Annotated in this window: 18 protein-coding genes; 14 read left to right on the top strand and 4 right to left on the bottom strand. The window is 47.3% G+C overall.

The window, feature by feature from the left end:
* From argS to fnr, 3 genes are all read left to right on the top strand, one after another.
* The coding region (argS, locus tag RAC86_RS17570) for an arginine--tRNA ligase (RefSeq protein WP_377885906.1) at nt 1-1,579 on the top strand (1,579 nt) is incomplete at its 5' end.
* Nucleotides 1,580-1,713: 134 nt separating this feature from the next.
* Nucleotides 1,714-2,901 carry a nitrate transporter NarK gene (gene narK / locus RAC86_RS17565; protein ID WP_072565427.1) on the top strand — a complete coding sequence of 396 codons (1,188 nt, stop codon included), beginning with the start codon at nt 1,714-1,716 and terminating at the stop codon, nt 2,899-2,901.
* 97 nt (nt 2,902-2,998) lie between these two features.
* Nucleotides 2,999-3,715, top strand: a complete 717-nt coding sequence (gene fnr / locus RAC86_RS17560) for a fumarate/nitrate reduction transcriptional regulator Fnr (protein ID WP_014115542.1) — start codon at nt 2,999-3,001, stop codon at nt 3,713-3,715.
* A 33-nt stretch (nt 3,716-3,748) separates the two neighbouring features.
* Here fnr and RAC86_RS17555 read toward each other — a convergent pair whose 3' ends face one another.
* Nucleotides 3,749-4,468: a YwiC-like family protein gene (locus RAC86_RS17555; protein ID WP_072565426.1), complete on the bottom strand. Its 720-nt coding sequence runs from the start codon at nt 4,466-4,468 to the stop codon at nt 3,749-3,751.
* Between the two features lie 143 nt (nt 4,469-4,611).
* Here RAC86_RS17555 and RAC86_RS17550 point away from each other — a divergent pair, with 143 nt between their 5' ends.
* From RAC86_RS17550 to RAC86_RS17510, 9 genes are all read left to right on the top strand, one after another.
* Nucleotides 4,612-5,088, top strand: coding sequence for a cyclic nucleotide-binding domain-containing protein (locus RAC86_RS17550; protein ID WP_072565425.1), 477 nt, complete (start codon nt 4,612-4,614; stop codon nt 5,086-5,088).
* Between the two features lie 217 nt (nt 5,089-5,305).
* Entirely contained in the window at nt 5,306-8,992 is a 3,687-nt protein-coding gene (locus RAC86_RS17545) for a nitrate reductase subunit alpha (protein WP_072565424.1), read from the top strand.
* Nucleotides 8,982-10,445 carry a nitrate reductase subunit beta gene (gene narH, locus RAC86_RS17540; protein ID WP_061186502.1) on the top strand — a complete coding sequence of 488 codons (1,464 nt, stop codon included), beginning with the start codon at nt 8,982-8,984 and terminating at the stop codon, nt 10,443-10,445. Before RAC86_RS17545 ends, narH begins: the two co-directional genes overlap by 11 nt.
* A 25-nt stretch (nt 10,446-10,470) precedes the next feature.
* Entirely contained in the window at nt 10,471-11,025 is a 555-nt protein-coding gene (gene narJ / locus RAC86_RS17535) for a nitrate reductase molybdenum cofactor assembly chaperone (protein ID WP_072565423.1), read from the top strand.
* Nucleotides 11,022-11,693, top strand: a complete 672-nt coding sequence (gene narI / locus RAC86_RS17530; RefSeq protein WP_061186500.1) for a respiratory nitrate reductase subunit gamma — start codon at nt 11,022-11,024, stop codon at nt 11,691-11,693. The genes narJ and narI overlap by 4 nt, the downstream gene beginning before the upstream one ends.
* Before the next feature lie 171 nt (nt 11,694-11,864).
* Nucleotides 11,865-12,494 (top strand): YitT family protein, encoded by a 630-nt coding sequence (locus RAC86_RS17525; RefSeq protein ID WP_061186499.1) that lies wholly within the window; start codon nt 11,865-11,867, stop codon nt 12,492-12,494.
* 101 nt (nt 12,495-12,595) lie between these two features.
* Nucleotides 12,596-14,098 (top strand): cardiolipin synthase, encoded by a 1,503-nt coding sequence (gene cls / locus RAC86_RS17520; RefSeq protein ID WP_072565422.1) that lies wholly within the window; start codon nt 12,596-12,598, stop codon nt 14,096-14,098.
* Between the two features lie 87 nt (nt 14,099-14,185).
* Entirely contained in the window at nt 14,186-15,913 is a 1,728-nt protein-coding gene (locus RAC86_RS17515) for an ABC transporter ATP-binding protein (RefSeq protein WP_061186498.1), read from the top strand.
* Between the two features lie 9 nt (nt 15,914-15,922).
* Nucleotides 15,923-16,447, top strand: coding sequence for a dihydrofolate reductase family protein (locus RAC86_RS17510; protein ID WP_061186497.1), 525 nt, complete (start codon nt 15,923-15,925; stop codon nt 16,445-16,447).
* Between the two features lie 41 nt (nt 16,448-16,488).
* Here the strand turns inward: RAC86_RS17510 and RAC86_RS17505 are convergent, their stop codons facing one another.
* The 3 genes from RAC86_RS17505 to cls (RAC86_RS17495) all read right to left on the bottom strand — a co-directional run bounded on the left by RAC86_RS17505 (nt 16,489) and on the right by cls (RAC86_RS17495) (nt 19,016).
* Nucleotides 16,489-16,761, bottom strand: a complete 273-nt coding sequence (locus RAC86_RS17505; RefSeq protein WP_003221969.1) for a hypothetical protein — start codon at nt 16,759-16,761, stop codon at nt 16,489-16,491.
* A gap of 80 nt (nt 16,762-16,841) precedes the next feature.
* On the bottom strand, nt 16,842-17,804 hold the full coding sequence (uvsE, locus tag RAC86_RS17500; protein WP_072565421.1) for a UV DNA damage repair endonuclease UvsE: 963 nt from the start codon (nt 17,802-17,804) through the stop codon (nt 16,842-16,844).
* 12 nt (nt 17,805-17,816) lie between these two features.
* Nucleotides 17,817-19,016, bottom strand: coding sequence for a cardiolipin synthase (cls, locus tag RAC86_RS17495; protein WP_072182959.1), 1,200 nt, complete (start codon nt 19,014-19,016; stop codon nt 17,817-17,819).
* A gap of 154 nt (nt 19,017-19,170) precedes the next feature.
* Here cls (RAC86_RS17495) and RAC86_RS17490 point away from each other — a divergent pair, with 154 nt between their 5' ends.
* Together RAC86_RS17490 and acdA are read left to right on the top strand one after the other, a co-directional pair.
* Nucleotides 19,171-21,288, top strand: coding sequence for a heterodisulfide reductase-related iron-sulfur binding cluster (locus RAC86_RS17490; RefSeq protein WP_072565420.1), 2,118 nt, complete (start codon nt 19,171-19,173; stop codon nt 21,286-21,288).
* Nucleotides 21,285-22,424: an acyl-CoA dehydrogenase AcdA gene (gene acdA, locus RAC86_RS17485; protein WP_014115527.1), complete on the top strand. Its 1,140-nt coding sequence runs from the start codon at nt 21,285-21,287 to the stop codon at nt 22,422-22,424. Before RAC86_RS17490 ends, acdA begins: the two co-directional genes overlap by 4 nt.
* Nucleotides 22,425-22,503 lie beyond the last annotated feature (79 nt).

The raw sequence follows: 22,503 nt of genomic DNA, 5'->3' as shown, positions 1-22,503 counted from the left end.
TAATGTCGTTTTAGAAACACCGAAAGATAAAACACACGGCGATTATTCAACAAATATGGCGATGCAGCTGGCAAGAATCGCAAAAAAAGCGCCGCGCCAAATTGCTGAAGAGATTGTCTCTCATTTTGATAAAGGAAAGGCTTCGATTGAAAAACTAGATATCGCTGGCCCGGGTTTTATCAATTTTTATATGAACAATCAATATTTAACGAAGCTGATTCCGTCTGTATTAGAAGCAGGGGAAGCATACGGGGAAACGAACATCGGAAACGGTGAACGAGTCCAGGTGGAATTCGTATCAGCGAATCCGACGGGAGACCTTCACCTCGGCCATGCCCGCGGTGCAGCTGTCGGCGATTCTTTGTGCAATGTGCTTTCAAAAGCGGGCTACGATGTGAGCCGCGAATACTACATTAACGATGCCGGAAACCAAATCAATAACCTGGCGCTATCTGTTGAAGTCCGTTACTTTGAAGCGCTCGGCTTGGAAAAACCGATGCCGGAGGATGGCTACCGCGGCGAGGATATCATTGCGATCGGAAAGCGTCTCGCTGAGGAATACGGCGACCGTTTCGTCAACGAAGAGGAAAGCGAGCGCCTCGCATTTTTCCGTGAATACGGTCTGAAATACGAGCTGCAAAAGCTGCGCAAGGACTTGGAAAACTTCCGTGTGCCGTTTGATGTGTGGTATTCCGAAACGTCACTGTACCAAAACGGAAAAATCGATAAGGCGCTTGAAGCGATCCGCGAAAAAGGCCATGTCTATGAAGAAGACGGCGCGACTTGGTTCCGCTCTACGACGTTTGGCGATGATAAAGACCGCGTATTGATCAAGAAGGACGGCACGTATACGTACCTGCTGCCTGATATCGCGTATCATAAGGACAAGCTTGACCGCGGCTTTGATAAGCTGATCAACGTTTGGGGCGCCGATCACCACGGCTACATCCCGCGTATGAAAGCAGCAATTGAAGCGCTGGGCTATGAAAAAGGAACGCTTGAAGTAGAAATCATTCAGCTCGTTCACCTTTACAAAAACGGCGAGAAAATGAAAATGAGCAAACGGACAGGTAAAGCGGTAACGATGCGCGACCTGATTGAAGAAGTCGGCTTGGATGCCGTGCGTTACTTCTTTGCGATGCGCAGTGCTGATACGCATATGGATTTTGACTTAGATCTTGCTGTATCAACATCTAACGAAAACCCTGTGTATTATGCACAATACGCACATGCCCGTATTTGCAGCATGCTTCGCCAAGGGGAAGAGCAGGGACTTAAGCCTGCGGCGGACCTTGATTTCAGCCATATTCAATCAGAAAAAGAGTATGACCTGCTGAAAACAATCGGCGGCTTCCCAGAGGCGGTGGCGGAAGCAGCGGAAAAACGAATTCCGCACCGTGTCACAAACTATATTTATGATCTGGCTTCTGCACTGCACAGCTTCTACAATGCGGAGAAAGTCATCGATCCGGAAAATGAAGAGAAAAGCCGTGCGCGCCTGGCTTTAATGAAGGCAACGCAAATTACGCTGAACAATGCGCTTCAGCTGATCGGCGTATCGGCTCCGGAAAAAATGTAATCTTGATCAAAGGGCAAAGTCTTCGGGCTTTGTCCTTTTTTTATGCATAAAACGTGTGATGTAATTCACAATCCTGTTTGCTGAGTTTTTGTATGATAAGACTGATTATGGAATCATTGAAAGGGGCAAGCCGAATGATCAACCGTCAACATATTCAATTATCGTTACAGTCATTAAGCTTGGTGGCAGGGTTTATGGTTTGGGTGCTGATTTCATCACTCATTTCCCAAATTACATTAGATATTCATTTAAGCAAAGGCGAGATTTCTTTGGTGACGGCGATTCCCGTTATCCTCGGGTCGCTTCTTCGCATTCCTTTAGGGTATTTAACGAACAGGTTTGGCGCGCGGCTAATGTTTATGATCAGCTTCATCCTGCTTTTGTTTCCTGTGTTTTGGATCAGTATCGCGGATTCTCTGTTTGATTTAATCGCGGGCGGTTTTTTCTTAGGGATCGGGGGAGCGGTATTCTCCATTGGGGTGACATCCCTTCCGAAATATTATCCGAAAGAAAAGCACGGTGTCGTCAATGGGATTTACGGGGCCGGAAACATCGGAACCGCCATTACCACATTTGCGGCGCCGGTTATCGCTCAAGCTGTGGGATGGAAAGCAACCGTGCAGATGTATATGGTTCTGCTGGCTGTCTTTGCATTGCTGCACGTATTGTTCGGCGACAGGCATGAGAAGAAAGTGAATGTTTCCGTAAAAACACAAATCAAAGCCGTTTACCGAAATCATATCCTGTGGTTTTTGAGCCTGTTTTATTTTATTACGTTTGGCGCCTTTGTCGCCTTCACCATCTATCTGCCGAACTTTCTGGTGGAGTACTTTGGGCTGAATCCTGCGGACGCCGGTTTGCGGACGGCTGGCTTTATTGCCGTATCAACGTTGCTCAGGCCTGTGGGAGGACTCTTGGCTGATAAAATGAGCCCGCTCCGCATCTTGATGTTCGTTTTTGCGGGACTTACATTATCAGGAATTATCTTATCGTTCTCGCCGACGATCGGCCTTTATACGTTTGGGTCATTAACGGTGGCCGTCTGCTCAGGAATAGGAAACGGGACCGTTTTTAAACTGGTGCCTTTCTATTTTTCGAAGCAAGCGGGGATTGCCAATGGGATTGTGTCTGCTATGGGCGGATTAGGCGGTTTTTTCCCTCCGCTGATATTGGCGAGTGTATTTCAGGCAACAGGCCAATACGCGATCGGTTTTATGGCGCTTTCGGAAGTGGCGTTAGCCAGCTTTGTCCTTGTCATATGGATGTATTGGCAGGAAAGAATGAAAACGCACACGGAGAGAAACAGTCAGAGCGTCAACTAACACTGGGCATTCACAAGATTGTTAGTTTTTTCTGGATGGGTGCAAATCAATTCACGTTACAATAAATAGACAACGTGACTTTCTTCGAGGTGAGCTCATGAATTTTCTCTCTGTTCGACCATCTGATAGTGATCTTATTTCCAGCGATCTGCATGAATTGCTGGAATCGATTAGTACGAAAAGAAAAATGGAAAAACACACGTATTTGTTTCGGGAAGGAATGGATGCAGAAGAGCTTTATCTGATTCAATCAGGACTCATTGAAATCGGCAAGCTGACATCTGACGGAAAAGACCTGACGCTTAGAATCTGCCAAAAGCATGATATCGTCGGGGAATTAACACTTTTCACTGAAGAGCCGAGATATATGCTCAGTGCAAAAGTGCTAGAGGATGGCGAGGTGCTCGTCATTAATAAAAACAAGCTGGAAAAGGAATTAATCCAAAACGGTGCTTTGACATTTGAATTTATGAAATGGATGAGCACTCACCTCCGGAAAATCCAGTCCAAAATAAGGGATCTGCTTCTTCACGGCAAAAAGGGGGCGCTCTACTCCACCCTTATCCGCTTATCAAACAGCTACGGTGTGGAACGAAGCGATGGCATTCTGATTAACATTGTGCTGACAAATCAAGATTTGGCAAAGTTTTGCGCAGCGGCAAGGGAAAGCGTCAACCGTATGCTGGGGGACCTCCGCAAACAAGGGGTGATTTCGATAGAAGAATCCGGAAAAATTATTTTGCACAAGCGGGACTATTTGCGATGCGAGATCGAGTGTGAAAACTGTCCGCTGGAGATTTGCAATATTGACTGAAAAAACCAAGGACCGCCGGCGGTCCTTGGTTTTTTATCTAGTGATAAACATACAAATGACGGCAAAAAAGAAGCAGGCATTCACGATTTCTAGAATGCCGATCGTTTTCGCGGGCCAGTCCCTTCCGTGAAAAAACCATGCCCGCAAACTGCTTGGGATAAAAGCAAGAAATGCCCATCCTGCTCCGAGAAGAGCGGATAGAAAGGGGAGCAGCAGATGGTATCCCCATGACCAGTATGCAAATACGCTGTTTTTTCTCTCCCGGATCACCGACTTCACATAAAAGGAACTTCCGATAAAAAATAAAGCAGATTGAGAAAAAATAAACCAAGCCCAGCCGTCAAGGGTTCCCGTCCCCAGCCAGCAGCTCGCAAGCCCGCCTGAACAAAAGAACAAGACACCCGCAATATCGTTCACTAGCGCCCGTTCATTTTTTCGGCGGGCATAATACATATGAATGAGGAACAGCGGCAATAAAGAAACGCCAACCCAGATGAGCGGCGGCTTATGAAAGACAGGAATAATCAAAAAACAGCAGGCCGGAACACTGTAATAATATATCCACTTTTGATAGGATTTGATCTGCTTCTTTTTCAAAGCAAGCGTGATGGGATAAACTGCCAAGTAAAGGAAAAGCCAGCCTAAGAAGAGCGGAATATGCCAGAAAACGGGGCCTCCCTTGATCATCCCGAGTAAAAATGGAATCAGCAGCATTGCCCATACGCCGTGCTGCTTCGGAATCAGCGTCTTCATTGAAATCCTCCTTTTTTATTTCATTATAAATGCAGTCATCCTCCCGATAAGTGACATTCATCATACAGGCTGTGAAATACATCACTGCTGTACAGGCTCAATCGAGCTACACTAAAGCTATCCTTAGCACAGGAGGCTTTCCTATGAATCAGTGTGACTATTTATTATTTCTGAAACAACTTCCTATGTTTAATGAAGTGCCTCTATCCATTGTCGAAACCTTGCTGAAAAACGGGACGTTTATCCGCGGAACATCTGAGCAGTCTCCACCCTTTGTTCATTCTCAATCCGTTTATATTGTATTAAAAGGCAGTGTCCGTTTTATGGACAGCAGGCTCCCTGAAGGATCGAAAACCGTTGCGCTGTGGGAAAAAGGCGATGTGTTTCCGATTGATGAAAAAGGCGGGCTGTATTTATCGCCTTTTATCTCAGTCAATGCCACTTCAGACATTCTGATTCTCAATATCCCTTACTGCACATTTAAAAAAATGATGTCTTACAATCCGCAGCTGCAAATGAATTTTTTGGGCATGCTTCAGCAAAATGTCTTTTGTTCCTATCAATTATTTTTGCGTTATCTGCACACATCACAGGATGAAAATGCCGAGCCCGGTTCTTAAACAGAGCCGGTTTTTTTGATCTTTGAATGAAAGGCGGCTAATGACTCAGGCGTCCTGCCTGAACGCCGCCTTCATCACATGCTGTGAAAGCCCTTCCTTCTCCTTTATGTGAACATTTTGTGAAAAAAGCAAAGTGTGTGACATAGTTCACAAGGAAACACGCTGTCTCTGTTTATAGTGAACTTAGCATCACCTGACTCGGAAGGAGTGAACTCTCATGAAGAAAAAGAAAATGAGTCCGTTGTTTAGGAGATTGAACTATTTCTCTCCTATAGAACACCATTCAAATAAACATAGCCAAACCACCCGCGAAGATCGCGATTGGGAGAATGTATACAGAAACAGATGGCAGTACGACAAAGTCGTTCGCTCCACCCACGGCGTCAACTGCACGGGGTCCTGCAGCTGGAATATTTATGTGAAAAACGGAATTGTCACGTGGGAAGGACAAAACTTGAATTATCCATCAACAGGCCCGGATATGCCTGATTTCGAACCGAGGGGCTGTCCGCGGGGGGCAAGTTTTTCATGGTACATCTACAGCCCGCTCCGTGTGAAATATCCATACGTGCGCGGTGTGCTGATCAATTTATGGCGGGAAGCACTGCAGGCCCATCAAAATCCATTGGATGCTTGGAAATCGATCGTTGAAAATCCTGAAAAAGCAAAGTCCTATAAACAGGCGAGAGGGAAAGGCGGTTTTGTACGCGCTGAATGGCCGGAGGTGCTGAAGCTGATTTCAGCCTCTCTGCTCTATACAGTCATGAAATACGGGCCTGACCGGAACGTCGGCTTTTCCCCGATTCCGGCCATGTCCATGATCAGCCACGCGTCAGGCTCCCGGTTTATGTCTTTAATCGGCGGCCCTATGCTCAGCTTTTATGACTGGTATGCGGATCTTCCTCCGGCGTCCCCGCAAATTTGGGGGGACCAGACGGACGTTCCGGAAAGCAGTGATTGGTACAATTCAGGCTATATCATCACATGGGGCTCCAACGTTCCGTTAACGAGAACGCCTGACGCGCATTTTTTGGCGGAAGCCCGCTATAAAGGCGCTAAAGTCATTTCGATCAGTCCGGATTTTGCGGAATCCTCAAAGTTCGCGGATGACTGGCTGAGTATCCGCCAAGGGACTGACGGTGCGCTTGCGATGGCGATGGGCCACGTCATTTTACAGGAATTTTACGTGAACCAAGAGACGGAACGTTTCATTGAGTACGCAAAGCAATACACGGATTTTCCGTTCTTCGTCACCCTGTCAAAAGAAAATGGCGTATACACAGCGGGGCGTTTTCTGCATGCGAAAGACATCGGGCGGCAGACAAAGCATGATCAGTGGAAGCCTGCGGTCTGGAATGAACAGACAAGCGCATTTGCCATACCGCAAGGGACAATGGGCTCCCGCTGGGACGGACAGCAGAAATGGAACCTGCACATGATCGATGAAGAAACCGGGGACCCGATTGAACCTCGTCTCTCTGTGCTGGGAATAGAGGACGAAATCGGCACGGTGCGCATCCCATATTTTTCAAATGACGGAAACAAAGTGCTTGAGCGGGATCTTCCTATAAAAAAACTGAACCTGAACGGCGAAGAGGTTTGTGTCACGACCGTGTTTGACTTGATACTGGCCAACTACGGCGTGAACCGAGGCTTCGGCGAACAATCAGCTGTCTCTTATGATGATCCTGAGCCGTTCACACCTGCCTGGCAGGAACAGATGACAGGAATCAAAAAAGAAGCCGTCATTAAGATAGCCAGAGAGTTTGCCCAAAATGCGATCGATACAGACGGCCGATCCATGATTATCGTAGGGGCGGGGATTAACCACTGGTTCAACTCCGACACGATCTACCGGGCAGTGTTAAATCTCGTATTACTGGTAGGCGCCCAAGGCGTAAACGGCGGAGGCTGGGCCCATTATGTGGGGCAGGAAAAGCTCCGTCCTGCTGAAGGGTGGCAGACGATTGCAAATGCAAAGGACTGGGAGGGCGTGCCCAAGCTGCAAAACGGCACCTCATTTTTCTACTTTGCGACAGACCAGTGGCGTTACGAGGACCAGCCGATCAGTGACTTGGCTTCACCGATCGCTGCGTCATCCCGCTACAAGCATCACGCCGATTACAATGTGCTGGCAGCGCGATTAGGGTGGCTGCCGTCTTATCCGACGTTCAATCAAAATGGCATTGATCTGTACAAAGAAGCTGAAAAAGCGGGTGCAACAACACCTGAAGACGTTGGTGCGTACGTGGCCTCACAGCTTCAAGAGAAAAAGCTGAAATTTGCAATTGAAGATCCTGACAATGAAGTGAATTTCCCAAGAAATCTCTTTGTATGGCGGGCAAATCTGATTTCCAGCTCAGGAAAAGGGCATGAATATTTTCTCAAGCACCTGCTGGGGACGACGAATGGCTTGATGAATGACGACAGCGACAGCATCCGTCCTGAAGAAATCAATTGGAGGGAGCAGGCACCGGAAGGAAAGCTCGACTTGTTAATCAATCTCGATTTTCGAATGGCCGGTACGGCGCTGTATTCCGATATCGTGCTGCCGGCGGCGACATGGTATGAAAAACACGATCTCAGCAGCACAGATATGCACCCGTTCATTCATCCTTTTGCTCCGGCGATCTCGGCTCCGTGGGAATCGAAGTCAGACTGGGATATTTTCAAAGCACTGTCAAAAGCCGTTTCTGATCTGGCAGAAGAAGTCGATATGGAGCCGGTGAAAGAAGTTGTAGCGACACCGCTCCTCCATGACACCATGCAGGAATTGGCCCAGCCGTTCGGCAAAATCAATGACTGGAGCAAGGGTGAATGTGAAGCCATTCCGGGAAAAACGATGCCGAACATCCAAGTCGTTGAACGGGATTACAAGCACATTTTTCATAAAATGACCGCGCTCGGACCTCAGGCCGGTTTAAAACCGAGCGGCACAAAAGGGATGAGCTGGTCGATAGCCGATGAATATGAATCACTCAAAAAGAGACTGGGAGAAATCACCTCGGACAGCGTTGCAAAGGGATGTCCGAATATAAGTGAAGCAAAGCAGGCGGCAGAAGCGATTTTAACCCTTTCGTCCACTTCAAATGGAAAAGTCGCCGTGAAAGCATGGGAATCACTTGAAGACATCACAAACCTGAAGCTGAAAGACCTGGCGGAAGAACGGGAGGAAGAATGCTTTACGTTCGAGCAAATTACAGCCCAGCCGAAAACGGTCATCACGTCTCCGGCATTTACAGGCTCAGAAAAAGGCGGACGCAGGTACTCGCCGTTTACAACGAACGTAGAAAAATTAATCCCGTGGCGAACACTGACCGGAAGGCAATCTTATTATGTCGATCATGAACTGATGATGGAATTCGGTGAAACAATGGCGACATTTAAACCGATCCTCCAGCATCGTCCGTTTCTGAGCAAGCGGCCTGATCAAGAGGGCAAAGAAATCGTCCTCAATTATTTGACGCCGCATAATAAATGGTCTGTCCACAGCATGTATTTTGATTCTTTGCCGATGCTGACGCTATTCCGCGGAGGGCCGACTGTGTGGATGAATAAAGATGATGCAGAGGACACAGATATCAAAGATAACGATTGGATTGAATGCTTTAACAGAAATGGTGTTGTCGTCGCAAGAGCGGTTTTGTCTCACCGGATTCCTAAAGGAATGGCGTTTATGCATCATGCCCAGGACCGCCACATCAACGTGCCCGGCACAAAACTAACGAATAACCGAGGAGGCACCCATAACAGCCCGACAAGGATACACGTCAAGCCGACTCAGATGATCGGGGGCTATGCCCAGCTCAGCTACGGCTTTAACTATTACGGTCCAACAGGGAATCAGCGCGACCTGAACGTCGTCATCCGCAAGCTGAAGGAGGTCGATTGGCTTGAAGATTAAAGCGCAAATCGGTATGGTCATGAACTTGGATAAATGCATCGGCTGCCACACGTGCAGCGTTACCTGCAAAAACACGTGGACAAACCGTGCCGGTGCGGAATATATGTACTTTAATAATGTAGAAACAAAGCCGGGCATCGGCTACCCGAAGCAATGGGAGGACCAGGACAAATATAAAGGCGGCTGGACATTGAAAAAAGGAAAGCTCGAGCTGAAATCAGGCCCGAAAACCAATCGGCTTGCTGGCCTTTTCTATAACCCGAATCAGCCGTCGATTGATGATTACTATGAACCTTGGAACTATGATTATGAAACATTAACAAACAGCCCGCAGAAAAAGCACCAGCCTGTGGCGCGCCCGAAATCATCCTTGACGGGGGATTTCATGAATATCGAATGGGGCCCGAACTGGGAGGATGATCTTGCAGGCGGCCACATTACGGGGCTTGAGGACCCAAACGTGCAAAAGATGGAGGAATCGATCAAAACAGAATTCGATGAGGTCTTTATGATGTATCTGCCGCGTATTTGTGAGCACTGCATCAACCCGGCGTGCGTTTCCTCTTGTCCGTCCGGCGCCATGTACAAACGCGAGGAAGACGGCATTGTGCTTGTGGATCAAAACGCATGCCGTTCATGGAGATATTGTGTCTCATCCTGTCCTTATAAAAAAGTCTATTTTAACTGGCAAACGAACAAAGCGGAAAAATGCACCCTCTGTTTTCCGCGCTTGGAGGCGGGACTGCCGACCATCTGCTCCGAGACGTGTGTAGGCAGAATCCGCTATCTCGGCGTCATGCTGTACGACGCGGACAAAGTGGAGGAAGCGGCATCTGTTGAAAATGAAAAGGATCTCTACCATTCCCAATTGGACGTTTTTCTTGATCCGAATGACCCTGAGGTTGCCAAACTGGCAAAAGAACAAGGCATCCCGGCTGAGTGGATAGAGGCTGCGCAGCAATCGCCGATCTATAAAATGATCATCGACTGGAAGATTGCGCTGCCGCTTCATCCTGAGTACCGTACGCTGCCGATGGTTTGGTACATTCCGCCGCTGAGCCCGATTATGAATCTCTTTGAAGGAAAAGGCAGCCAGCAATCTGCGGAAGATATTTTTCCGGCTATCGACCAAATGAGAATTCCAATTGACTATTTGGCGCAGCTATTAACGGCCGGTGATACGGATCATATTCGGTCAACGTTAAAGAAAATGTCTGTCATGCGCCAGTATATGAGAGCAGTCCAGACGAATAAATCCATCGACCCGGCACTGATCTCCAGTGTCGGCTTAACAGAACAGCAAATTGAAGACATGTATCGGCTGCTTGCGATTGCCAAATATGATGACCGCTTTGTAATTCCGAGCAGCCACCGAGAAGAAGTGTCTGATTTATACGCTGAACAAGGGAGCTGCGGCTTATCATTTTCAGGCGGCCCCGGCTCTTGTTTGTAACTTTTGATAAACGAGGTGTAACAAGATGAACACCACAGACCGGCAAATCACGTTCTCCGCTCTTTCCTGTCTTCTTTCCTATCCGGATGAAGAGTGGAGAGCCGAGCTTCCCGATTGGAAGGCTCTTATCCATGAAATCAGCAACCAGCAAATCCGGGAGAAGCTGCTGCACTTTTTCGAAGCGTCAGCCAGCTTTTCTCAAGAAGCACTGATTGAACACTATGTCTATACGTTCGACTTCGGGAAAAAAACGAATATGTACGTCACTTACTTTAACTCAGGCGAGCAAAGGGAACGCGGGATTGAATTACTGCATTTAAAAAGCACGTACCAGCAATCCGGTTTCCTGCCGACAGAGAAAGAGCTGCCTGATTATCTGCCGCTTATGCTGGAATTTTCCGCGGTTGCAGAGATTGAAGCAGCGAGAAGCGTGTTTGAGAAATATCTGTCCAATGTGAGGGAGCTGGCATCCCGCCTCGAAAAAAATGACAGCATATATGCGGAGCTGCTGTACGTGCTGCTGGCCGCGCTGGAAAACATCGGCGTACGTGAAAGCATTGAAGGGGCTGTTCAGGCATGAGCGGGCAAATCCTGTGGGGCGTGATGCCATACATTGTAATGACAATCTTTATCGGCGGCCATATTTACCGCTATCAGCATGACCAATTTGGCTGGACGGCGAAATCCAGCGAGCTATTAGAAAAGAAAAAACTCGCTGCGGGCAGCACACTTTTTCACTGGGGTATGCTGTGCGTTATCGGCGGGCATCTCATGGGAATTCTGATCCCGGAAGCTGTGTACACCTCCATTGGCATTTCAGAGCATGCTTATCACAAAGTGGCAATTGGCGCAGGCCTGCCGGCGGGGATTGTGGCATGTACCGGACTTTTCATCCTGACGTACAGACGGCTGTTTGACAAACGAATCCGCAACACCAGCTCGCCATCGGATATCCTTATCCTCATCCTGCTGCTGTTCATGATGCTGTCAGGCGTTGCCGCCACGTTTCTGAACATTGATTCGAAAGGATTTGATTACAGGACAACAGTCGGGCCGTGGTTCAGGGAGATCTTTTTGTTCAGCCCTGACGCCTCTTTGATGGAGAGTGTCCCGCTATGGTTTAAGCTTCATATCATGATAGGATACGTCGTTTTTATCCTGTGGCCGTTTACGAGATTGGTACACGTGTTCAGTCTGCCGCTCAAGTATTTGACACGAAGCTATGTCGTGTATCGAAAACGCTCGTAAAAATCCCCCTTGAAAGAGGGGGATTTTTTATGATGATGGCAACAAGTCTTACAAAACAGTTTGATAAAAAAATAAAAACGCAAGATATTTTCTGCCAAGGTAATGGCTGGGTGGCCAGGAATCCTGTTATGTTTGTATTTGGAAATAACATTCTAAAAGGGAGAGTGAAGAATGAAGCGGATTTTACTCATTTTAACTGCTTGTCTTCTGACAAGCGCGGGGGTCCTGACACTCAGACATTCTCACGTATTAACCGGCGGGACAGCCGGACTGTCACTAAGCCTGACATACTTGTTTCACTCCTCGTTTGCCATGATCTTCTTTCTGATCAATATCCCGTTTTACGTATTTTCTCTCATCAGAATGGGCATCACATTCACCCTATCTACTGTATTTGCAGTCACAGCGCTGACTCTGTTTACAAGCGCGGATCACTGGCTGCCGTCTGTCTCTTTTTCACCGCTTGCCGGGGCGATTGGTGGCGGGGCGCTGATTGGAATCGGCTTGTCGCTCATGTTTTATCATCAGGCTTCGCTCGGCGGCGCCAATATTCTCGCTTTATTTCTGCAACAGCGCTACGGATGGAATCCAGGTACGGTTAATTTCCTCTTCGATTTTGGCGTAGTGCTGGTCGGCATTTTCTCCGTCGGATTGCTGAAAGGGCTTTTTTCCTTAGTGTCGATTGCGGTCACGGGCCTGATCGTCAGCTTCTTCAAACATAAAATCAAAAGCAGCTACTCCCTCAAGCCGGCCTTGCTCCAGAACATCACACCCGGCCAATCTCAGGAAGCTTCATCATAAGCCTTTCCGCATCTTGCGGAGAGGCTTTTTACATAGAAGGTTTACCGATTAGAAAAAAGAGGTAATACGGAGGTAATTGAATCAGATTGGAGAGAATCAGGATGCTGAAAAGGAGACTGGAATTTTTCTTTTTATATATGATGCTTATCGGGGCATATGTGATATGGTTTTTTCCGGTTTCCAGGCTTGAGTTTTACGGAGGATTGCTTTGCTATGTAAGCATTATTTTGTTCAGCATCTATTCGTTAATTCTTGAAAACCGTACCTCGCAGCACACGCTGTTATGGATCCACATTCTTGTCTTTTTTCCGATCGCCGGCTACATGTTTTATCTGTTTTCCGGACAGCTTTATGTTAAAGGAAAGCTGTTCAAGACAAAACGAATGCACAACAGGGAAAAGCTCAGGAAGCTGTTTGACATGGAAGAAACGCCGGAAGTGACAGGGCTGAAGGACAATCAGGAGAGGTTCTTTACGTATTCCATCAGGGCTGCCCATATGAATATCAATACGAAAAGCAATATCAAGGTGCTGAAAAACGGCGAAGAAACCTTTCCGGACATTTTCAAAGCGATGAGGAAAGCAGAATCTTATATACATATTGAATACTACATGTTTAAGTCAGACATGCTTGGCCGCGGCATGATGGACATTATGATGGAAAAAGCGCGCCAAGGTGTCGAGGTGAGGTTTTTATATGACGCTGCAGGAAGCATCAAGCTGGCAAGAAGCGATATCATGAAAATGAAACAAGCGGGAGTGGACATCGTTCCGTTTTCTCCGCTGAAATACGGGTTCTTCAACCAGAAGCTGAATTTCAGAAATCACCGGAAAATCGTGATCATCGACGGAAAAACCGGTTTTGTGGGCGGATTAAATGTCGGGGAGGAATATATCAGCAGAGATCCGTACATCGGATTTTGGAGAGATACTCACCTGCGGCTGGAAGGAGAAATTGTGCAAACGCTTCACGCCATCTTTATGCTCGATTGGGAATACGTCTCCAATGAAGTGTTAATTGATCAAGAGGAGTACAATACCCCGGTTCCCGTGGAAGGAGAGGGCATTTACCAAGTTGTCGCGACAGGCCCTGACATGAAGGAAAGCATGAGCGACCTTTATTATGAAATGATTTCTTCAGCGCAGAAATCAATATGGATCGCCACGCCCTATTTCGTCCCGAATGAATCCATTCGCACGGCGCTCAAAGCAGCAGCGACAAAAGGCGTACAGGTAAGGGTCATGGTGCCGGAGAAGAACGACAGCTTTTTGACGCAATACGCGTCAAGATCCTATTTCCCAGAGCTGCTACTTGAGGGAATTGAAGTGTATTCCTATCAAAAAGGCTTCATGCATCAAAAAGTCATGATCGTTGACGGCGATCTCGCCTCCGTCGGCACCGCGAATATGGACATGCGCAGCTTCCAGCTCAACTTTGAAGTGAACGTGTTCTTCACGGATGCCGAAGCGATCCGCACCCTTGAAGCCCATTTCGAAGAGGATATGCTGGACAGTGAACAACTCAGCCCTGTTGGCTTTTATAAAAGGGGAATGACCGACCGGACAAAAGAATCCTTAGCCCGTCTGTTTTCAGGTGTTCTGTAAAAAAAGGAAATCTGATCTTTAAAAACCGCCGGTGTATAGTATAATTGAGAAATATTATCAGTTATTCAGGCATTGGGGGAAGATAGAGTGCTGCGGCAATTTTTTTCGTATTATAAACCATACAAAACGTTGTTCTTTCTCGATTTTTTCTCGGCGATCGCGGGAGGCTTAATGGAGCTGAGTTTTCCTTTGATCGTCAATTATTTTATTGACACCTTGCTTCCGGGCAGGGACTGGGGGCTGATCATCGCGACCTCAGTCGGCTTATTTGCAGTGTACGCGCTCAGCTCGGCTCTCCAGTATATCGTCACATACTGGGGACACATGCTCGGGATCAATATCGAGACCGATATGAGAAAATCGCTTTTTGACCATTTGCAAAAGCTCTCGTTCAAATTTTACGACAACAACAAGACGGGAACACTGATGTCGAAGCTGACGAACGATTTAATGTACATCGGCGAAGTTGCCCATCACGGCCCGGAAGACTTATTCATTGCCATCATGACCATTCTCGGAGCGTTCGGGGTCATGCTGTTTATTAACTGGCAGCTTGCATTATTAACGTTTATCATCATGCCGATTGTCATTTGGCTAGCGCTTTATTTCAACAAAAAAATGACCAAAGCGTTTACCACGCTGAACAAAGATATCGGAGACTTTAGCGCGCGTGTAGAGAATAATATCGGCGGCATCCGGCTCGTGCAGGCGTTCGGCAATGAATCATTTGAAAAAGAGCGCTTCGCTGTCAACAATCAGCGCTTCCGTGTCACAAAGCTTTCCTCATATAAAATTATGGCGAAAAACGGCTCAATCAGCTATATGCTGACTCGGTTTGTCACGCTGTTTGTGCTTTTGTGCGGAACGTGGTTTGTCATTCGCGGCTCCTTATCGTACGGGGAATTCGTGGCGTTTGTGCTCCTGACGAATGTGCTATTCAGGCCCATTGACAAAATTAACGCCATTATCGAAATGTATCCGAGAGGAATCGCCGGTTTTAAAAGCTATATGGAACTGATGGAGACAGAGCCGGATATTCAGGATTCTCCTGATGCGAGAGACGTTTTCGGCCTGAAGGGCAATATCTGCTATGAACATGTTTCATTTGGATATGATGACCATCACAATGTCCTCAATGACATTAACCTGTCCATTCAAGCGGGGGAAACGGTTGCGTTCGTCGGTCCGTCAGGTGCGGGAAAATCAACGCTTTGCAGTCTGCTTCCGCGCTTTTATGAAGCATCGGAGGGTGACATTACCATCGACGGCATCAGCATTAAAGACATGACGCTGTCTTCGCTGCGGGGGCAGATTGGCGTCGTACAGCAGGATGTTTTCTTGTTCTCGGGCACGCTTCGAGAAAATATCGCCTACGGCCGATTAGACGCATCAGAAGAAGACATTTGGCAGGCTGTGAAGCAAGCGCATCTGGAAGAGCTCGTCCATAACATGCCGGATGGGCTGGATACCATCATCGGCGAACGGGGCGTGAAGCTTTCCGGCGGACAAAAGCAGCGCTTGTCAATTGCACGGATGTTCTTGAAAAATCCGTCGATCCTGATTCTCGACGAAGCGACCTCAGCGCTTGATACAGAAACAGAAGCGGCGATCCAAAAGGCGCTTCAAGAATTGTCCGAGGGGCGCACGACGCTCGTCATCGCTCACAGGCTGGCGACGATCAAAGACGCGGACAGAATTGTGGTCGTCACAAACAACGGTATTGAAGAACAAGGCCGCCATCAAGACCTGATCGAAGCCGGAGGCCTATACAGCAGGCTGCATCAAGCGCAATTCGGGCAAATGGTGCAGCAATAGGAGGAGAATATGAATAGAAAAAATGTGCTGTACATTGCTGTTTCATTGGATGGGATGATCGCACGAGAAGATGGAAGCATCGATTGGCTGGATGAATTTGAAGGTGAAGGCGATAACGGGTACAGCGCGTTTTATCAGACTGTCGATACCGTCATCTTAGGCCGGAGCACATATGAACACGTCAAAATTCTTACACCGGTTTTCCCGTACCAGGATAAAACATGCTACGTTTTCACGAGAACGCCCGACAGCTACCGGGATGAACACGTGACGTTTATCAATGAGGGAGCCAAGGGCTTCACTGACCGTTTGAAACAGGATAAAGGCTTAAACATCTGGATAGCAGGCGGGGCAGAGCTGGTGAATGCCTTTATGAAAGAAGATGCCATCGATGAATTCATCATCACTGTTATTCCTGTTGTTTTAGGGAGCGGCATCCCGCTGTTTCATGAACTGACGAATGAAACAAAACTCCGGTTAAAAGGGATGAAACAATTCGGGCAGGCGGTTCAGCTTCATTATGTAAGACCATAAGAAAAAGGATAGACAAGATGTCTATCCTTTTTATATGTAAGTTAAAGCGCTTCTCTTTCAGCAGGCTCGATAATATTTTGGAACTTTTCAATCAGCTGTGATGCTTTAGTTCCTTCCACTACAATCAGATATTCCTTTTCATCATGAGCCATACGGAACGTCTCAAGCTCAATTAAGCTTTTGATTTTGCACATTGTTTTCTTTGAATAAATATAAACCTCGTGGCTTCCGGAATGGCACATTTTATAAAGATGAATCAAATTTCTTAAAGTAAATGCCTGTGCGGCTACTTTCAGAGACTTGATGTTTTTCATAATCTTTCTCCTCCATCGGTTGTTGTCTTATATAGCGTATGTTCCCAGAGCGGACGAACTGTAAACCTGATATTGCACATTTATGATTTCCATTGCAGCGTGCCGCCGCCGATGCGTTTGACACCGCGGATGGAGCTTAATTCATCCATCAGGCGGAGAAGTGCCTTGTCTTTCTGTTTTGCTTCAATCATGAAATCAATATTTGTTCCCCATTGTCTGAAGCGCTCTAACAGCGGCAGCAAAAAGTTGGCGTCAACATAATCGGCATGGCTGCGTATGGCTTGCTCCGATTTTGGGGAAGACAGGTGAACCTTTGGCTGCAGCCCTATCCGCTTCCACGTTTTGATCATCCGGGGCAGTGCTTCATTCAGGTCGGCGTGATCATCTGGATTGGCGTAAAAATGATGAAAGTCAAAGACAAATGGAACATCCTCTTGTTCACAGACCTGAAGCGTTTCTTCTGTCGTATAGGTTTTATCATCGTTTTCCAGCGTCATCCGCTGTTTGATCTCCTGCGGCAGCTGCTTTATATTTTGATGAAATTGAGCAGTGGCGGTGTCTTTATCTCCGTAAGCGCCGCCTATATGAATGTTGATAACGGAGCGATCAGCAATGCCCATGGCTTCAAGCATGCGGTAGTGATACGCCATATCGGTTACCGCATTTTTTGTGACGTTTTCCTTCGGGCTCGTGAACAGAGTGAATTGGTTTGGGTGAAAGCTTGTTCGCAGATGATGTGTTTTAACAAGCTCCCCAATCTCCCGAAACTCCTTTTGAAACGGCGTTACAAAATCCCACATTACATCAGGATGTGTGGCCAGCGGCACAATCGAACTGGAAAAACGGTACAAAGGAATACCGTGGCCGATGATATAGTGAAGGGTTCTCATCGTATTGTTCAAATTGGCTCTTGTCACAGTCAGCAGGGCTTCTTTTCTTTCATCCTTTGAAAGCTTGGAATAACGCGCGAATGTCAATGCTTTAGCGGGAGACGCATCCCAAAGGCTCATCGCGTTTGAAACGAACCCGAATCTGAAAATCATAGGAACTCTCCTTTATAAAAAATAAGATAATGCTCTGCCAAGCCATTCCGCCGGGCGCTGTCTGAACGTACGCTTTTTGAAATTCTCCTTTGTCAGCAGCTCCGACCTATTAATATCCTCTTCAATCGTGGCATAGACTTCTTTTGTAAAAGCCTTATCATCGATTTCAACATTCACCTCTTCATTTAAAAAGAAGCTTCGCTGATCAAAATTGGCGGTGCCGATGACGCTGAAGTGATCGTCAATGATCAGGGCTTTTACATGATAAAACCCCTGGTAAAAACGGTAGATAAGACAGCCGGCATCCAAGAGCTCTGAATAATACGTAAAAGCTGCCTCTCTGACCAGCGGATGATCTGATTTCATCGGCACGATGAGCGTAACAGTTACACCGTTTTTTCTTGCTTTGACCAATGCCTGCTGAAGCGGTTTTGTCGGAATATAATAAGGTGTGCAAATGGTAATGCGATCTTTTGCCTGCGCGATATTTGCCAAATACGTTTTTTCAAGAGAATAACCATCAGTCGCATAAATCTTAAGAGAGATATTCCCTTGCGGAAGCTCCGGCCAAACATCCGGGGCCAGTTCAGCTGATCCGGTATTTCGTTTTAGATCGGCTGTAAAAAGCGTCTGAAGATCGCGGACACCTTCTCCCTTCATGCGCAGATGATAATCCTCCCAATTGCCGAACTTCGCCTTCTTTCCAAGGTATTCCTCACCGATGTTAAACCCGCCGATATAACCGATCTTCCCGTCTATCACAGCGATTTTTCGGTGATTTCGTTTTTGCATATGGAAAAAGAAAAAAGGAAAACGGGGCTTGTTAAGAAAATGAACATGGACCCCGGCATTTTTCATCGTCTTCAGCGCCGGTTTTTTAATTTTTTGGCTGCCTGACCAATCCAGCAGCAAATAAACAGAAACACCGGCTTTAGCTTTTGCTTTCAGCAGCGTAAACATATTGTGGCTGACCTCATCATTTTTCATAATAAAAAACATCACGTGAACAGAGGAAACAGCCTGGCGGATGTCTTCCATCATCCGTTCGACAAGATCAGCGCCGCAGTGGATCAATTCGATGTCACTCTTCTTTTTTGAAAAAACAGGCTCGTACGCGTTCTTTCTGTATCCTGCGCGGCCCATGAAGATATCAAGCAGAATCAAAGCAAAAAGAATAACGACAATGATCATAATCACGAAAAATACCTTCATCCCGGCACTCCTTTCCGTAGTAAAGGTAGTGTGCCCGATCAGCTGGAATTTAATTATTGACTGAACACTCATTCATTATTTATCATAAAGATAATCTTATACAGATTCGAGGGTAGGGGATCGCGGTCTTTATCAGTAAAAAGGGGGAATTAGAATGAGCGGCTTTCTCATCGCAAATGCATTGTTATTTCTGATTGTAACCGCTTACGCTGTCTATTTGTTTGTCTACTTGGTTAAAACGAGACTGGCCTACATCAGGCTCGGGCAGAAAGAACATTTTGATCAACGGATCAAGGAACGGCTTCGCGCCATATGGGTGAATGTATTCGGACAGAAAAAACTGCTCAAGGATAAGAAAAGCGGAATCATTCACGTCATGTTTTTCTACGGATTTATATTGGTTCAGTTCGGAGCAATTGACTTTATTATCAAAGGACTGGCTCCCGATCGGAATCTGCCGCTTGGCCCTGTCTATCCCGCCTTCACCTTTTTTCAGGAAATCGTTACATTTCTTATTTTAATTGCTGTAGGCTGGGCATTCTACAGACGTTATATTGAAAAGCTCGTCAGGCTGAAACGCGGTTTCAAAGCAGGGCTCGTTCTCATTTTTATCGGGGGATTAATGCTGACGGTTCTGCTTGGAAACGGGATGAATCTGATCTGGCATGAGCACGGGCTTTCGTGGAGCGAGCCGATTGCATCAGGTATCGCGTTTTTGCTTAGCGGGGTCGGGGAAACAGGTGCGGCGGTGATTTTCTATATCGCATGGTGGGTGCATCTTCTGTTTTTGCTGAGTTTTTTAGTGTACGTGCCTCAGTCGAAGCATGCCCATTTAATCGCCGGACCTGCCAATGTCTTCTTCAATAGAATGGAATCAGCCGGAAAGCTTGAAAAAATTGATTTTACCGATGAAACGAAAGAAAGCTACGGAGCGGGGAAAATTGAAGATTTTCGGCAGACTCAGCTGCTTGATCTGTACGCGTGTGTCGAGTGCGGCCGCTGCACCAATATGTGCCCTGCAACAGGCACCGGAAAAATGCTGTCGCCGATGGACTTGATTTTGCGTCTCAGAGACCATCTTACTGAAAAAGGCGCCGCTGTCACCTCGCGTTCGCCATGGGTGCCCGCGGCAGCGTTCCGGCATACGAGAGGCAATCAGCTGGCGGCGGCGTCAGCGGGCAGCGGATCGCAGGAGGCCGCGGCAGCGCTAGATTACAATCCGAGCTTGATCGGCGACGTCATCACAGAGGAAGAAATTTGGGCGTGCACCACTTGCCGGAATTGTGAGGATCAATGTCCGGTCATGAACGAGCACGTGGATAAAATCATTGACCTTCGCCGCTACCTCGTACTGACAGAAGGAAAAATGGACAGTGACGCACAGCGCGCCATGACCAGTATCGAGCGGCAGGGAAATCCGTGGGGCCTCAACCGCAAGGAACGTGAAAATTGGCGTGACGCGGCGCCGGATGCTGAGATTCCGACCGTGAAAGAAATGAAAAAAGAAGGAAAAGAATTTGAGTATCTTTTCTGGGTCGGTTCCATGGGGTCATACGACAACAGAAGCCAGAAAATCGCGATTTCCTTTGCCAAGCTGCTCAATCACGCGGGCGTGTCCTTCGCGATCCTCGGTAATAAAGAAAAAAATTCAGGAGACACGCCGCGCCGCCTCGGAAATGAATTTTTATTCCAAGAGCTGGCTGAGAAGAATATCTCTGAATTTGAAAAAAATCATGTGGAAAAAATCGTTACGATCGATCCGCATGCATACAATTTATTTAAAAATGAGTACCCTGATTTCGGTTTTGAAGGCGAGGTTTATCATCATACAGAAGTGCTGGCCGAGCTGGTGAGGAACGGGAAACTAAAACCGCAGCACTCCCTTCAAGAGGTGATTACCTTCCATGATTCATGCTACTTGGGCCGGTACAACGAAGTCTATGATCAGCCGAGGGAGATTTTGAAAGCCATTCCTGGCGTACAGCTGATTGAAATGGAGAGAAACCGGGAAACCGGCATGTGCTGCGGCGCCGGCGGGGGATTAATGTGGATGGAGGAAGAAACGGGCAATAGGATTAATGTCGCCAGGACAGAGCAAGCGCTCGCGGTCAACCCATCGGTGATCAGCTCAGGCTGTCCGTACTGTCTCACGATGCTCGGAGATGGCACAAAGGCGAAAGAAGCCGAAGACCAAGTCAAAACGTATGATGTCGCCGAGCTTCTGGCTCAATCTGTCTTAGGTGCTGATATGAAAATGGGGGAGAAGCCATGAAGTTTTCATTATCAGAAGAACACGAGATGATACAAAAATTGGTGCGTGATTTTGCGAAGCATGAGGTGGCCCCGACAGCCGCAGAACGCGACGAACAAGAACGCTTCGACCGCGAGCTTTTTCGGGAAATGGCGAATCTGGGGCTGACGGGAATTCCGTGGCCTGAAGATTATGGAGGAATCGGAAGTGACTATCTGGCCTACGTCATCGTGGTGGAGGAACTGTCAAAAGTGTGCGCCTCCACCGGTGTGACGCTTTCCGCCCATATCTCTCTTTGCAGCTGGCCGCTGTTTGCCTTTGGGACGGAAGAACAGAAGACAGAGTATTTGACACAACTGGCCCTAGGAGAGAAAATCGGCGCTTTTGCTTTGACCGAAGCAGGGTCCGGCTCTGACGCCGGCGGCATGAAAACAACTGCTGAACGAATCGGCGATGACTATGTGTTAAATGGCTCAAAAGTGTTTATCACAAACGGCGGCATCGCGGATATTTACATTGTTTTTGCAGTCACCGATCCCGCGAAAAAGAAAAAAGGCATTTCCGCTTTTATTGTAGAAAAGAATTTCGAAGGATTTTTGACAGGCAAGAAAGAAAAGAAGCTGGGCATCCGTTCGTCTCCGACAACAGAAATCACATTCGAAGATTGTGTTGTGCCCGCAGCAAACCGTCTTGGAGAAGAAGGGGAAGGCTTCAAAATCGCGATGAAGACGCTTGATGGAGGAAGAAACGGCATTGCCGCTCAAGCTGTGGGCATCGCTCAGGGGGCGCTTGATGCGGCGCTTCAATACGCAAAAGAGAGAAAGCAATTCGGAAAATCGATCGCCGAGCAGCAGGGCATCGCTTTTAAACTCGCAGATATGGCTACAATGATAGAAGCTTCAAGGCTATTGACCTATCAGGCGGCGTGGCTTGAATCATCAGGCCTTCCATATGGAAAAGCTTCCGCCATGTCCAAACTGCTGGCGGGGGATACGGCGATGAAGGTGACGACCGAAGCCGTGCAGATTTTCGGCGGCTATGGCTATACAAAAGATTATCCGGTTGAACGCTATATGCGTGATGCAAAAATCACGCAAATCTATGAAGGCACTCAAGAAATTCAAAGACTTGTCATCTCCAGAATGCTCGCGGATTGACGCAAAACATCTATCAGTCGGAACACTCTTGTAAAATTATTTAAATTAACGCTGTTAAGGGTAGCATATTCTGTTTTAA

Source organism: Bacillus sp. LR_5, assembly GCF_042709275.1.
The sequence above is the reverse complement of the archived record's forward strand: the minus strand, read 5'-3'. Positions and strand labels throughout refer to the sequence as shown.

Excerpts from the sequence above, each read along its gene's own strand:
- narK (WP_072565427.1), top strand. The coding sequence starts at position 1,714 with ATGATCAACCGTCAACATATTCAATTATCGTTACAGTCATTAAGCTTG.
- fnr (WP_014115542.1), top strand. The coding sequence starts at position 2,999 with ATGAATTTTCTCTCTGTTCGACCATCTGATAGTGATCTTATTTCCAGC.
- RAC86_RS17555 (WP_072565426.1), bottom strand. The coding sequence starts at position 4,468 with ATGAAGACGCTGATTCCGAAGCAGCACGGCGTATGGGCAATGCTGCTG.
- RAC86_RS17550 (WP_072565425.1), top strand. The coding sequence starts at position 4,612 with ATGAATCAGTGTGACTATTTATTATTTCTGAAACAACTTCCTATGTTT.
- RAC86_RS17545 (WP_072565424.1), top strand. The coding sequence starts at position 5,306 with ATGAAGAAAAAGAAAATGAGTCCGTTGTTTAGGAGATTGAACTATTTC.
- narJ (WP_072565423.1), top strand. The coding sequence starts at position 10,471 with ATGAACACCACAGACCGGCAAATCACGTTCTCCGCTCTTTCCTGTCTT.
- narI (WP_061186500.1), top strand. The coding sequence starts at position 11,022 with ATGAGCGGGCAAATCCTGTGGGGCGTGATGCCATACATTGTAATGACA.
- RAC86_RS17525 (WP_061186499.1), top strand. The coding sequence starts at position 11,865 with ATGAAGCGGATTTTACTCATTTTAACTGCTTGTCTTCTGACAAGCGCG.
- cls (WP_072565422.1), top strand. The coding sequence starts at position 12,596 with ATGCTGAAAAGGAGACTGGAATTTTTCTTTTTATATATGATGCTTATC.
- RAC86_RS17510 (WP_061186497.1), top strand. The coding sequence starts at position 15,923 with ATGAATAGAAAAAATGTGCTGTACATTGCTGTTTCATTGGATGGGATG.
- RAC86_RS17505 (WP_003221969.1), bottom strand. The coding sequence starts at position 16,761 with ATGAAAAACATCAAGTCTCTGAAAGTAGCCGCACAGGCATTTACTTTA.
- uvsE (WP_072565421.1), bottom strand. The coding sequence starts at position 17,804 with ATGATTTTCAGATTCGGGTTCGTTTCAAACGCGATGAGCCTTTGGGAT.
- cls (WP_072182959.1), bottom strand. The coding sequence starts at position 19,016 with ATGAAGGTATTTTTCGTGATTATGATCATTGTCGTTATTCTTTTTGCT.
- RAC86_RS17490 (WP_072565420.1), top strand. The coding sequence starts at position 19,171 with ATGAGCGGCTTTCTCATCGCAAATGCATTGTTATTTCTGATTGTAACC.
- acdA (WP_014115527.1), top strand. The coding sequence starts at position 21,285 with ATGAAGTTTTCATTATCAGAAGAACACGAGATGATACAAAAATTGGTG.